The sequence below is a fragment of the Bacillus sp. S2(2024) genome (genome assembly GCF_050474045.1).
GTDB classification, from domain to species: Bacteria; Bacillota; Bacilli; order Bacillales; family Bacillaceae_G; genus Bacillus_A; species Bacillus_A yunxiaonensis.
In genome coordinates this window covers 4,610,001-4,622,831 of sequence record NZ_JBFLUS010000003.1, presented here as the reverse complement: position 1 = coordinate 4,622,831, position 12,831 = coordinate 4,610,001, and the positions used below count along the sequence as shown (strand labels likewise).

General features: G+C 40.2%; 8 protein-coding genes, 9 tRNA genes, 2 rRNA genes and 1 pseudogene (1 of these 20 cut by a window edge). 2 read left to right on the top strand and 18 right to left on the bottom strand.

Annotation, left to right across the window (positions count from 1 at the left end; translation table 11 throughout):
• Nucleotides 1-333: 333 nt before the first annotated feature.
• Both AB1284_RS23570 and AB1284_RS23565 read left to right on the top strand, forming a co-directional pair.
• Entirely contained in the window at nt 334-1,770 is a 1,437-nt protein-coding gene (locus tag AB1284_RS23570) for an APC family permease (protein ID WP_429752798.1), read from the top strand.
• Between the two features lie 32 nt (nt 1,771-1,802).
• Nucleotides 1,803-1,898 (top strand): annotated as a pseudogene (locus AB1284_RS23565) (DNA gyrase inhibitor); the annotation flags it as partial.
• A gap of 249 nt (nt 1,899-2,147) precedes the next feature.
• Here the strand turns inward: AB1284_RS23565 and glmS are convergent.
• From glmS to AB1284_RS23475, 18 genes are all read right to left on the bottom strand, one after another.
• Nucleotides 2,148-3,950 carry a glutamine--fructose-6-phosphate transaminase (isomerizing) gene (gene glmS / locus AB1284_RS23560; RefSeq protein ID WP_429752799.1) on the bottom strand — a complete coding sequence of 601 codons (1,803 nt, stop codon included), beginning with the start codon at nt 3,948-3,950 and terminating at the stop codon, nt 2,148-2,150.
• Between the two features lie 485 nt (nt 3,951-4,435).
• Nucleotides 4,436-5,782: a phosphoglucosamine mutase gene (glmM, locus tag AB1284_RS23555; protein WP_429752800.1), complete on the bottom strand. Its 1,347-nt coding sequence runs from the start codon at nt 5,780-5,782 to the stop codon at nt 4,436-4,438.
• A 2-nt stretch (nt 5,783-5,784) separates the two neighbouring features.
• Nucleotides 5,785-7,101: a CdaR family protein gene (locus AB1284_RS23550; RefSeq protein ID WP_429752801.1), complete on the bottom strand. Its 1,317-nt coding sequence runs from the start codon at nt 7,099-7,101 to the stop codon at nt 5,785-5,787.
• Nucleotides 7,094-7,918, bottom strand: a complete 825-nt coding sequence (gene cdaA / locus AB1284_RS23545) for a diadenylate cyclase CdaA (RefSeq protein WP_429752802.1) — start codon at nt 7,916-7,918, stop codon at nt 7,094-7,096. Before cdaA ends, AB1284_RS23550 begins: the two co-directional genes overlap by 8 nt.
• A gap of 204 nt (nt 7,919-8,122) precedes the next feature.
• Nucleotides 8,123-9,016: an arginase gene (rocF, locus tag AB1284_RS23540; RefSeq protein WP_429752803.1), complete on the bottom strand. Its 894-nt coding sequence runs from the start codon at nt 9,014-9,016 to the stop codon at nt 8,123-8,125.
• 159 nt (nt 9,017-9,175) lie between these two features.
• Entirely contained in the window at nt 9,176-10,327 is a 1,152-nt protein-coding gene (locus tag AB1284_RS23535; protein ID WP_429752804.1) for a glycerate kinase, read from the bottom strand.
• Nucleotides 10,328-10,520: 193 nt separating this feature from the next.
• Nucleotides 10,521-10,652 carry a zinc ribbon domain-containing protein gene (locus AB1284_RS23530; RefSeq protein ID WP_429752805.1) on the bottom strand — a complete coding sequence of 44 codons (132 nt, stop codon included), beginning with the start codon at nt 10,650-10,652 and terminating at the stop codon, nt 10,521-10,523.
• A gap of 117 nt (nt 10,653-10,769) precedes the next feature.
• Nucleotides 10,770-10,842 (bottom strand) — tRNA-Ala (locus tag AB1284_RS23525).
• Nucleotides 10,843-10,852: 10 nt separating this feature from the next.
• Nucleotides 10,853-10,924: transfer RNA gene (locus tag AB1284_RS23520), tRNA-Gly, on the bottom strand.
• A 5-nt stretch (nt 10,925-10,929) separates the two neighbouring features.
• Nucleotides 10,930-11,005, bottom strand: a tRNA-Lys gene (locus AB1284_RS23515).
• Nucleotides 11,006-11,010: 5 nt separating this feature from the next.
• Nucleotides 11,011-11,085 (bottom strand) — tRNA-Gln (locus AB1284_RS23510).
• A 67-nt stretch (nt 11,086-11,152) separates the two neighbouring features.
• Nucleotides 11,153-11,236: transfer RNA gene (locus AB1284_RS23505), tRNA-Tyr, on the bottom strand.
• Nucleotides 11,237-11,251: 15 nt separating this feature from the next.
• Nucleotides 11,252-11,327: transfer RNA gene (locus AB1284_RS23500), tRNA-Val, on the bottom strand.
• A 5-nt stretch (nt 11,328-11,332) separates the two neighbouring features.
• Nucleotides 11,333-11,407, bottom strand: a tRNA-Glu gene (locus AB1284_RS23495).
• Nucleotides 11,408-11,430: 23 nt separating this feature from the next.
• Nucleotides 11,431-11,503: transfer RNA gene (locus tag AB1284_RS23490), tRNA-Thr, on the bottom strand.
• A gap of 3 nt (nt 11,504-11,506) precedes the next feature.
• Nucleotides 11,507-11,581: transfer RNA gene (locus AB1284_RS23485), tRNA-Asn, on the bottom strand.
• 9 nt (nt 11,582-11,590) lie between these two features.
• Nucleotides 11,591-11,706: ribosomal RNA gene (gene rrf / locus AB1284_RS23480) — 5S ribosomal RNA — on the bottom strand.
• A 93-nt stretch (nt 11,707-11,799) separates the two neighbouring features.
• Nucleotides 11,800-12,831, bottom strand: a 23S ribosomal RNA gene (locus tag AB1284_RS23475) (it continues 1,890 nt past the right edge of the window).

Here is a 12,831-nt window from a genome sequence, read left to right as displayed (position 1 = left end):
AGGGGCAAACGATATCACTTTTTTATAAACATCGCGACCTTATGCAAATGTTACCTTAAAATAAAGTTTGTTCAAAATACGTTCTTAAAATATTCTAATGGAATATGAAATTTTGAATAAACTATTCAAAATTTCATATTGGGACAACATTTTAAACAATGAAGAACTTACAAAATTCAAGCATGACGCGAATTGTATAATTGGTATGGTACTTGCAATAGAGGAGAGTGAATGAAGTCGCTTAAAATAGACTGAATTTTCAGTCCAAAAAGAAAGGAGAGAAACAAGCTAGGAGCGTATACAACGTACAGGAAAATCGAAAGGAGGCTTTTTATGCAAACAAAAATCAAACAGGAAACGAGTAACGAGCAGCAATATCACTACAAGCAAGAATTAAAGAGGTCTTTAAAGTTTTTTAGCTCTTTTGCAGTCGCGTTTTCATTTATGTCCATCACAACGGGCATTTTCACGAATTTTAGTTTTGTTTTAAACAATGCGGGGCCCGCAGGTATTTGGACATGGCCAATCGTATTAGCAGGTCACTTGCTTGTCGCCCTTGTTATTGCAGAATTGGCGGGAAGAATGCCACTCAGCGGCTACTCGTACCAATGGGTGACGCGGCTGGCAAACCAAGGATTAGGGTGGTTTTCCGGCTGGCTCGGATTTTGCTTTTTTGTCATTGTCATTCCTGCCGTCGATTTCGGCCTGTCTCCACTCATTGCTGATGCATTCGGCTGGAATATCGGGGGAAAAACCCTTTTGTATATTACACTCGCAACCCTACTGCTACAGGCTGTCCTCAACATTTTTGGCGTAAAACTGGCTTCTCGTCTCAATGACATTGCAGTATATACCGAGGTGATCGGTCTGGTAGGCATTCTTGTTATTCTTGCTGTTGTTGCGCTATTCACAACTCCGAATTGGGATATGCTAACAAATATCGGCGCGCAAAAAAGCGGCACGTACCTTGGCAGCTTTGTGATTGCTATGCTAATGGGATCGTGGACCATGGTCGGCTTTGAAGCCGCGGCGAACCTTTCGGAAGAAACAATTGACGCAAGTAAAAATGTACCACGTGCTGTATTTTTCGCGTTACTGATTGGTGGTATCATTGGGTTTGCTTTTCTTTTTACTGTTACAATTTCCATTACGGATTTAGCCGGTGTGACAGCTTCTTCCAATCCGCTTCCACTTATTATTAAAACAAAGCTCGGCCAATTCATCGGCACTTTGTTTATGCTTCTTGTTATCATTTCCATTTTTGCATGCGGATTAATCGGAATGGCTTCCGCTTCCCGTATCATTTATGCAATGGCGCGGGACAATGTATTTTTTGCTTCACGTTCTTTTAAAAAGGTAAACCCAGGAACATCTGTACCGGTAAATGCAATTTTGCTTGTATTAGTTCTTGATATTATAGCAATCCTATTCTCTGATTCTTTAACTTTACTAGTCGGATCAACATCTGTTGTTCTTACCGCTTTATACTTCATAACAGTTCTGGCTTACTATTTGCGTAGAAAAGATTTACCTGACGCGGAAACGTTCAATTTAGGGAAATGGAGAGCACCTGTCACGTATGGCGCTTTAATATGGCTTGTGTTCGAAATGGGGATATTAACTATCCCTGATATGTTTCATGGAGTGGCAATTGTAGGCGGAACACTATTTGCATCGGGAGCTCTTGTATATTTTGTGTTGTTCCGAAGCAAGATTAAAGCAGGAAAAATCGGAATTCAAAATACAAACATTAATGAAGGGCACTCGTAAGCAATCTCTCCCTTACTGAAGTGAGCCCTTAAAATGGATATCAAATTGATAACAAGCCCATTTTGGAAAGATACACTGGTGATATGATTAACAATCCTTATTGCGAAATATGTGTGCCTGTAGTTTGATTAGCTTTTTTACTTGTTTCATACTTCATCATTAACAAAAGGTAGAAATAAAAAGAGAAGAACAAGTGGCTTATCTTCTTGTTCTTCTTTCATTAACCCACCTATCGTTAAAGTGTAACCCTTCATAATATCATCCTGAATAATCCAATTTACTTATTGTGCAACAATATGGCCCGATTGCGGAACAAAAAAAGTCCTGCATATCATACAGGACTTTTAATCAAACTTTATTCCAAATCTATAAAACTCTTACTCAACAGTAACTGACTTAGCTAAGTTACGAGGCTTATCAACGTCACACTCACGATGAAGCGCTGCATAGTATGCAATTAACTGTAATGGAATAACTGCTACAAGCGGTGCTAGTGCTTCGTGCACAGCTGGTACGATGAAGCGGTCGCCTTCCATTTCTAAGCCTTTCATTGCGATGATGCAAGGGTTTGCTCCACGTGCTACTACTTCTTTTACATTGCCGCGAATACCTAAGTTTACGTGCTCTTGCGTAGCAAGTGCGATAACTGGTGTACCTTTTTCAATTAGCGCGATTGTACCGTGTTTTAACTCTCCGCCAGCAAAGCCTTCTGCTTGGATGTAAGAGATTTCTTTTAGCTTCAATGCGCCTTCTAAACCAACATAGAAGTCAACGCCGCGGCCAATGAAGAAACAGTTGCGTGTTGTTGCTAAGTATTCTTTTGCAATTGCATCCATTTCATCTTTTTGATCGCAAAGTACTTCCATTGCGTTTGCAACAAGACCAAGTTCTTGGATTAAATCAAAATCAACTGCTAAGCCTTTTGCTTTTGTAATATCAGCTGCTAAAATCGCTAGTACTGCAAGCTGTGCTGTGTATGCTTTTGTAGAAGCTACTGCGATTTCTGGGCCAGCATATAATGGTAATGTATAATCAGCTTCACGAGATAGCGTAGAGCCTGGTACGTTTGTAATTGTTAATGCCTTATATCCCATTTCATTTGTTTGTACAAGTACTGCACGGCTATCTGCAGTTTCACCACTTTGTGAAATGTAGATAAAGAATGGTTTTTCTGTTAATAATGGCATGTTGTAAGAAAATTCACTCGCTACATGTACTTCTACTGGTACCTTTGCAAAACTCTCAATGAATTGTTTTCCAACAAGACCCGCATGATAACTCGTTCCACATGCGATGATATAGATACGATCACTTTCTAAAATCGCATCACGAATCTCTTGATCTAGTTCGATTTCGCCATCTTCATTTTGGTACTTTTGAATAATGTTACGAATTACAAGTGGCTGTTCATCAATTTCTTTTAGCATGAAATGAGGATATGTTCCTTTTTCAATATCACTTGCATCTAATTCTGCTGTAAATGGTGCACGATCAATTGTTTCACCTTGTAAGTTTTGAATTGTAATCTTTTCTTTTGTTACAAGAACCATTTCTTTATCCATTAATTCAATAAATTGATCTGTAACTTGTAACATTGCCATTGCATCACTTGCAACAACATTAAATGTATCTCCAGTTCCCACTAATAGCGGGCTTTTGTTTTTAGCAACATAAATCATGTCTGGGTTTTCTGCATCAAGTAATGCCAATGCATATGAACCATGTAATAGTGTTAACGTTTTACGGAATGCTTCTTCTACCGTCAAACCTGTTTTCACTTGCTTTTCTATAAGCTGAACGATTATTTCTGTATCTGTTTCACTTACGAAGTTCACATCTTGAAGATATTCATTCTTTAATAGCTCATAGTTTTCAATTACACCATTATGCACAAGGGTAAAGCGCTCTGAAGCACTTTGATGTGGATGTGCGTTCACCTGACTTGGTACACCATGAGTTGCCCAACGTGTATGACCGATTCCCACGTTAGCTGCAACATTTTCATCCACGATTTCGCGAAGCTTTGCAATACGACCTTTTTCTTTAAATACAACAACACCATTTGTTGCTTGTACTGCAATACCAGCTGAATCATATCCACGGTATTCTAGCTTCTCTAAACCTTTTAATAAAATTTCCTTTGCATCTTGTTCACCAATAAATCCTACGATTCCACACATGTTTTGTCGCCGTTACAACATACTTATATTCTCACATAAACATGTAACGACATAGTCCGATCCTTATTATTCATATAAAAAAAACGGATTTTACATATCGCTAGCTTTGTAAGCTTGTAACGGCTTTCACCTTCCTCTCATTTTTGGTTTCAGTCCGTATACTTCATACTGCTAGTGTAATCCGTTCCTCTTCTCTCATCACACTTTCACCTTTGTCCATAGAGTCACCTCAATGCTTTAAGTAAAAGTTTTCGGTTGTGATGAACAACCGGGAGCCATCCGCCGAAATCTCGATAAACTCCTCCTCGTCAACTACGTCTTAGGTAGTTCTGGCGCTTCTTACTTCAATCTATTTTGCTGAGAAAAAGAACAAAATCATCTTATAACAAATGGAATAAAGCGTCAATGAAATTTTTTCATTGCAGATAAAAATTATATGCAAAAGGAGCACAAAGTGTGCCCCTTTTTATTATAAAATTCCGCTGTTATTCAGCTCCAACTTCTGCTTTCACAACTTCTACAATACGATTTACATATTGATTACAAAGCTCCTGTGTTGGCGCTTCTGCCATGACACGAATTAATGGCTCTGTACCAGAAGGACGAACAAGAATACGACCATCGCCATTCATCTCTTCTTCTACCACATGAATGATCTCTTTAATTTTTTCATTTTCTAATGCTTGTTTTTTATCTGTTACACGAACATTCACAAGTAATTGCGGGAATTTTGTCATTTCACTTGCAAGCTCAGATAATGATTTTTTCGTCATTTTCATAATGTTTACAAGTTGAAGTGCGCTTAACATTCCATCGCCAGTTGTAATGTAATCCAAGAAAATAATATGACCGGACTGTTCACCACCTAGGTTATAACCACCACGTTTCATTTCTTCCATTACATAACGGTCACCAACAGCTGTCTGATCACTTGTAATACCATTTGCTTCTAAAGCTTTATAAAAGCCTAAATTACTCATAACTGTTGAAACAATCGTATTATGTTTTAACTTTCCAGATTCGCTCATATACTTCGCACAAATGTACATAATTTGATCGCCATCTACAATATTTCCTTTTTCGTCAACAGCAATTAAACGGTCACCGTCTCCGTCAAATGCTAGACCGATATCAGCACCTTTTTCTTTCACAAACTCTGCTAATACTTCAGGGTGCGTAGAACCTACGCCCTCGTTAATATTCATACCATTTGGCGCTGTTCCCATTGTAGAAATATCCGCTTCTAAATCAGCAAATAAATACGGTGCTAAGGAAGATGTCGCACCGTGCGCACAATCTAATGCGATATGTAAGCCCGCAAAATCTTCATCTACAGTTTGTTTAATGTATTGTAAGTATTTCTGTCCGCCCTCAAAGTAGTCGTTTACTTGACCTAACGCTGTCCCCACAGGACGTGGAAGTTCATCTACTTCCTTATCTAATAATGCTTCGATTTCTTGCTCTTGCTCGTCTGTTAATTTAAAGCCATCTGGGCCAAAGAACTTAATTCCATTATCCTGTACAGGGTTATGAGATGCAGAAATCATCACACCAGCTTGCGCATCTAACGCTTTCGTTAAATAGGCAACCCCAGGAGTAGAAATGACACCAAGGCGCATTACTTCCGCTCCAATTGATAATAATCCAGCCACTAAAGCACCTTCTAACATATGACCAGACACACGTGTATCACGACCGATAATGACCTTTGGACGCTCTGTATTCTTTGTTAATACGTAGCCACCAAATCGACCAATTTTAAATGCTAATTCAGGCGTTAACTCTTTATTCGCAATACCGCGTACGCCATCAGTACCAAAATATTTTCCCATTACTATTCGCTCCTTCTTTCTTGCTCATTTGCTTTATCCGGCTTCTGCTCCGGTTGACCTTGTACTTCTTTTCCTGCTTCTTCTTTCTTCTTTGCAAGTTCTACCTTCGCATTTTTTTGTTTTAATTCTAATGTGACATTATCAGGACCCGTAATTTGAATTGGAACATCGGGTGTTCCTACATCCATATTTCCTAAATTAATTGATGCTTTAATTTGTGATGCATCTACTTTTGCTACAGCACTTGCATCCCCAAAAATATCAACACTGATTTTCCCATTTGCCGGGTCTAAAAGTTTCATTGTTAATAAATCCGATAACCCATTTACCTGTAAAGGAATACCGTCTATTGTTTTGCTCTGTTGCTTTTGTACTTCAACCGTTATCTTTACTTGGCTAGGTTCTGCTTTTGTAACACCTTTAGGTAAAGAAACAGAGGCATCGAAGGTTGTAGACTCTGTAATTTTACTTAAGTCTACTTCGACGCCATCAAGGGATGTAATATTATCAAGTACTTCTTTTGAACCATAAATCGTCACTTCGCTTGGTTCAACTTTTATATTGGTTACAGTTACACCTTCTTGTAAGCTCCCCTTTTTTGTTACACCTAAGGAAACTGTTTTTTCAGGTGTTGAAACTGGTATAGTGACATTGACAGTAGAAGAACCTGTTTTCAAATCCAAACGATTCCCATCTTTATCATACAATACAATTTTCGCTTCTTTTGTGACTGTTTTATTAACACCTTTCAAATCAACATACGCTCGTACAAGTGCAATTCGCGAAAGCTCTTCCTCTGTACCGGCTACTTCAATCGTACTTGGCTTTACAGTAGGTTTGTCTACACTCGTTCCTGCCTGTAGTTGATTCTCATTTAAATACTTCACTTCTACAGGAAAAGATTTTACTTCTTTCTTTTGAATTGTAACTTTTATTTTCGCTGGCTGAACCTTCAAATGCAAATTGCTCGGAACACCACTATATTTTAAAGGAATCTCATATGTCCCCGGTGTATACCCTCGCAAATTGATAAACACCTCATACTGTCGTTTCACTTTAGCTGCAGCTACAACATTATTTTGTCCTTCAAGAGTAACTGTTACATTTTCCGGAATACCACTTACAATATACTTATCCTCGTCATAGTAAGCTGATACAGGAACTCCTGATATTGTTTCTGTTGTATCTCCTACCGGAAATGGCGATGGATTAAAATTACCTGATACATTTTTATCTAGGTTTGTTGACATGTAGAGCATAATTGCCAACAATAATGAAATTCCCCGTAAAAACCAATGGTTATCCATTAACTTATCCATGGCGTTTTCTCCTCCAATTCCATAAAGATGAAGAAGATTCTTTTATATTTCCACTTAGCTCTTTCATAAGCATTTCCTTTAATTGCTCACTTTTTAAATCACGATGTAATTCACCATTTTTTGTTAAGGAAATTTGCCCCGTTTCTTCTGACACAACAATTGTCAAACTGTCTGTTACTTCACTTACCCCCATCGCTGCCCGGTGACGCGTTCCTAATTCTTTAGAAATAAACGGGCTTTCTGATAATGGTAAGTAACAACCAGCTGCTTTAATACTATTTCCTTGCATAATGACAGCCCCATCATGAAGAGGCGTATTCGGTATAAAGATATTAATTAATAGCTCTGATGAAATATTTGCATTTAGTGGAATTCCTGTTTCAATGTAGTCTCCCATACCAGTCTCTCTAGCCATTGTAATAAGTGCACCAATGCGGCGCTTCCCCATATATTCTGTTGCCTTTACAACAGCATTGACGACAGACTCCTGTTCATCTTCCTCTTGGTTACCTCCACGTGAAAATAAACTTCCCCGTCCAAGTTGCTCAAGGGCACGTCTTAACTCTGGTTGAAAAATGATAATAATCGCTAAAAATCCCCAAGTTAACGCTTGATCCATAAGCCATTGCAAGGTATGCAATTCAAAAACATAACTTAAAATGCGAACAATAATAATTACTGTAATCCCTTTCAAAAGTTGTACAGCTTTTGTACCACGGATTACAAGAATCAATTTATATATAACAAACCACACAAGGGCGATATCTACTATAGTGCTGAGATATTTCAAAAGAACATTCATATCTCCAAAAGGCATTCTGACCCTTCCTCCATCTATATGTAATTTACAACAACTAGGTTAATTATAACATACATTATATGAACCACAATTTCAAACCTCCTTCCTAAACCTGACATACAATCGTTAGATATCAGACTTTAAAAAGGGGTTATTAACATTATTTGTTGCTATACCTCTATTTTAAAATAAAAAAAACAGCTTTTCAGCTGCTTTTTAAAATTATTTCAACTTTTCACCAAATAAAGATCCCATTAATGCAACGGCTGCAATTGCAGTTTTATTTTTCTCATCTAAAATTGGATTTACTTCCACAAACTCAGCAGATGTAATTATACCTGATTCAGCAAGCATTTCCATTGCCAAGTGGCTTTCACGATATGATAATCCACCCATAACCGGCGTGCCCACGCCAGGTGCATCATGCGGATCAAGACCGTCTAAATCTAAAGATAAATGTACGCCGTCTGTATGTGATAAGTATGCAATTGTTTCTTCCATTACTGCCGTCATTCCCATACGATCAATTTCATGCATAGTGAAAACTTTAATGCCCTCTTTCTGAATAAGTTCTTTCTCTCCATCATCTAAAGAACGAGCACCAATGATAACCACATTTTCTTTTTTCACTTTCGGATACTCACCGTATAAATTAACAAGTGATGGATGACCATGTCCTAAGCTTGCAGCTAATGACATGCCATGAATATTACCAGACGGAGAAGTTTCTTCTGTATTTAAATCCCCATGCGCATCATACCAAATAACCCCAAGATTTTTATAATGTTTGGCAACACCAGCAAGTGTTCCAATTGCAATGCTATGATCACCGCCCAATACAAGCGGGAAACTTTTTTTCTCAATAATGTTATCAACTTTATCTGCTAGTTCGTGACATACTTTTACAACTTGTTCAAGATTTTTTAACTTTTCATTTTCATTTATTTGAAATTCTCTTTCAATACATATATCCCCTAAATCTTCCACGTTATATCCTATATTTTGAATTCTTTCAACAACTCCAGCATAACGAATTGCACTCGCTCCCATATCAACACCGCGGCGCGTTTGTCCTAAATCCATTGGTACTCCCACAATTGAAATTTCTTTCTTCATAGATGATCTCCCCCTTTTATGCTTTCACTAAATATTTTAAATCTTTTCTATTGTCTGACTCAACTTAACATTTTTTTGTATTTATATGCATTTAATACAATATAAAAGAGCGATAAAGTTAGATTTTCTCGTTAAAATATGCATAAAAAAAAACATCTCTTACGAATAGAGATGTTTTTGTAATCCAAGTTTCCATACAGCTGCAATATTTCGTGCTGTAATATAAATATTTTCTTTTCCCATTTCATACGCTTCTTCTAATGTCATTACTCCTGAAACAATGCTAAATACAGCATCAATACCTTCTTCATAAATAGGAGTGTGATTCGAATGAACAGCTCCAGCAATTGCAATAACAGGAAGGTTATGCTCTTTAGCACGTTTTGCTACTCCTATGGGCGCTTTCCCGTACACTGTCTGTCCATCAATTCGTCCTTCTCCCGTAATTACTAAATTCGCATCTTGCAAATGAGCATTAAAATTCGTGTAATCAAGTACAATGTCAATACCTTTTCTAAGGGTACCATGTAAAAAGGCAACGATAGCCGCACCAAGTCCGCCTGCAGCACCTGCTCCTGGAATAAATTCAATATCAATATGAAGAGTTTGTTTGATTAATTGAGCATAATGCTTCAAATTACAGTCTAACCTCTCTATCATCTCGTCTGTGGCACCTTTTTGTCTTCCAAATACAAACGATGCCCCTGTTCCTCCTGTTAACGGATTCGCAACGTCACAAGCTGCTTCAATTTTAACCTTCTTTAAACGAGAATCGAGCTGTGATATATCAAAAGAAGTAATAAAATCTAAATTCCCGCCATTCGGCTCTATCACATGATTGTCACTATCAAAAAAACGCACACCTAAAGCAGATAACATTCCTACTCCTCCATCATTTGTAGCACTTCCTCCAAGCCCTAAAACAATATGATGGACTCCATGTTCTAGCGCATGTAAAATGAGTTCCCCTGTTCCCCTTGTTGTCGTTAGAAGTGGGTTTCTTTTATCAAGTGGAACATGGTGTAAACCAGAGGCAGCGGCCATTTCAATAAAGGCAGTCCGTTTATCTGAGGAGAGACCGTAAAATCCTTCTACTAAATCTCCTAACGGACCTGTAACAGGAATATTCACGATTTTTCCCTGTGTTGCATCAACAAGAGCTTGTACTGTTCCTTCCCCACCATCTGCAATGGGAATTTTTACATACTCTGCTTCAGGGCATATAGAGCGAAATCCTTTCTCTACTGCTTCACATACTTCTAATGCAGTTAAACTTTCTTTATAAGAATCAGACGCAATGATAATCTTCACATGAAACAACGCCCTTTCACTATATGAAAAACCAGTGAATAATCCCTCCTTATCCACCTTCCGTTCTGATTGAAGAAGAGGCTTCCTGTTTCATAGACTATTGCATAGTGGGGTGTTCCACTGCGTCTTACACAGTCTCCACAGGCGTAGATTATACTGTTCGGACATAACCTTGCCCTACAGTTTGTAGACTTTAGTTTGTGGCAAACAATTCTTCTAATCCTTTTTGTAAGATGTTCCGGCTCACGTTATAGTCTCTATCCAATACGATTCCACACTTTGTACAAATATGAGTACGAATACGGGGGGGTTCTTCATCCCCCATCTAGCTTCTTCGATTCCCCCTCAATCTTGAGGTTGGGGTCTTACTGCCCGCAAATAGCGAGATAAACAAAAAAGCTTGAAATCCTATATTGGACTTCAAGCTTTTCTTTTATGTGTATGGAGCCTAGCGGGATCGAACCGCTGACCTCCTGCGTGCAAGGCAGGCGCTCTCCCAGCTGAGCTAAGGCCCCGAAGTAACAAAGCGGAAGACGGGATTCGAACCCGCGACCCCAACCTTGGCAAGGTTGTATTCTACCACTGAACTACTTCCGCAAAAATGGTGAGCCATGAAGGACTCGAACCTTCGACCCTCTGATTAAAAGTCAGATGCTCTACCAACTGAGCTAATGGCTCGTAAATGGCTGGGCTAGCTGGATTCGAACCAGCGCATGACGGAGTCAAAGTCCGTTGCCTTACCGCTTGGCTATAGCCCATTAATATTTACTAGTATGCTTGTCTCACCAAAAAAATAAACCTTTGTAAGGTTAATTTTTTTAAAAATGGTGGAGGGGGGCAGATTCGAACTGCCGAACCCGAAGGAGCGGATTTACAGTCCGCCGCGTTTAGCCACTTCGCTACCCCTCCGACATTAAAAAATTATGGTGGAGGATGACGGGATCGAACCGCCGACCCCCTGCTTGTAAGGCAGGTGCTCTCCCAGCTGAGCTAATCCTCCAAAAGTGGTGACCCGTACGGGATTCGAACCCGTGTTACCGCCGTGAAAGGGCGGTGTCTTAACCACTTGACCAACGGGCCAAAAATTTTTGATACTTCGCGCAAGCTTCCAACCGGGCTTGAACCGGTGACCTCTTCCTTACCATGGAAGTGCTCTACCAGCTGAGCTATGGAAGCATATGGCTCCGCAGGTAGGACTCGAACCTACGACCGATCGGTTAACAGCCGATAGCTCTACCACTGAGCTACTGCGGAATAATGCAAGCCTGGCAACGTCCTACTCTCACAGGGACAAAGTCCCAACTACCATCGGCGCTAGAGAGCTTAACTTCCGTGTTCGGTATGGGAACGGGTGTGACCTCTCTGCCATCATTACCAGACTTTTATTATTATACACATTCTTTTCAGAATGTCAACAGGAATTTCAAAAAAATATATTCCTTCAAAACTAGATAACATTTGCTTCATATTATATGGTTAAGTCCTCGATCTATTAGTATTCGTCAGCTCCACATGTCACCATGCTTCCACCTCGAACCTATCAACCTGATCATCTTTCAGGGATCTTACTAGCTTACGCTATGGGAAATCTCATCTTGAGGGGGGCTTCATGCTTAGATGCTTTCAGCACTTATCCCTTCCGCACATAGCTACCCAGCTATGCCCTTGGCAGAACAACTGGTACACCAGCGGTGCGTCCATCCCGGTCCTCTCGTACTAAGGACAGCTCCTCTCAAATTTCCTACGCCCACGACGGATAGGGACCGAACTGTCTCACGACGTTCTGAACCCAGCTCGCGTACCGCTTTAATGGGCGAACAGCCCAACCCTTGGGACCGACTACAGCCCCAGGATGCGATGAGCCGACATCGAGGTGCCAAACCTCCCCGTCGATGTGGACTCTTGGGGGAGATAAGCCTGTTATCCCCGGGGTAGCTTTTATCCGTTGAGCGATGGCCCTTCCATGCGGAACCACCGGATCACTAAGCCCGACTTTCGTCCCTGCTCGACTTGTAGGTCTCGCAGTCAAGCTCCCTTATGCCTTTGCACTCTACGAATGATTTCCAACCATTCTGAGGGAACCTTTGGGCGCCTCCGTTACTTTTTAGGAGGCGACCGCCCCAGTCAAACTGCCCACCTGACACTGTCTCCCGGGTCGATAAGACCCGTAGGTTAGAATTTCAATACAGCCAGGGCGGTATCCCACCAGCGCCTCCACCGAAGCTAGCGCTCCGGCTTCAAAGGCTCCCGCCTATCCTGTACAAGCTGTACCAAAATTCAATATCAGGCTACAGTAAAGCTCCACGGGGTCTTTCCGTCCTGTCGCGGGTAACCTGCATCTTCACAGGTACTATAATTTCACCGAGTCTCTGGTTGAGACAGTGCCCAAATCGTTACACCTTTCGTGCGGGTCGGAACTTACCCGACAAGGAATTTCGCTACCTTAGGACCGTTATAGTTACGGCCGCCGTTTACTGGGGCTTCAGTTCAGAGCTTCGCTTGCG

Bases quoted from the DNA above. Each gene is read 5' to 3' on its own strand.
- AB1284_RS23570 (WP_429752798.1), top strand. From the start codon at position 334: ATGCAAACAAAAATCAAACAGGAAACGAGTAACGAGCAGCAATATCAC.
- glmS (WP_429752799.1), bottom strand. From the start codon at position 3,950: ATGTGTGGAATCGTAGGATTTATTGGTGAACAAGATGCAAAGGAAATT.
- glmM (WP_429752800.1), bottom strand. From the start codon at position 5,782: ATGGGAAAATATTTTGGTACTGATGGCGTACGCGGTATTGCGAATAAA.
- AB1284_RS23550 (WP_429752801.1), bottom strand. From the start codon at position 7,101: ATGGATAAGTTAATGGATAACCATTGGTTTTTACGGGGAATTTCATTA.
- cdaA (WP_429752802.1), bottom strand. From the start codon at position 7,918: ATGCCTTTTGGAGATATGAATGTTCTTTTGAAATATCTCAGCACTATA.
- rocF (WP_429752803.1), bottom strand. From the start codon at position 9,016: ATGAAGAAAGAAATTTCAATTGTGGGAGTACCAATGGATTTAGGACAA.
- AB1284_RS23530 (WP_429752805.1), bottom strand. From the start codon at position 10,652: ATGGGGGATGAAGAACCCCCCCGTATTCGTACTCATATTTGTACAAAG.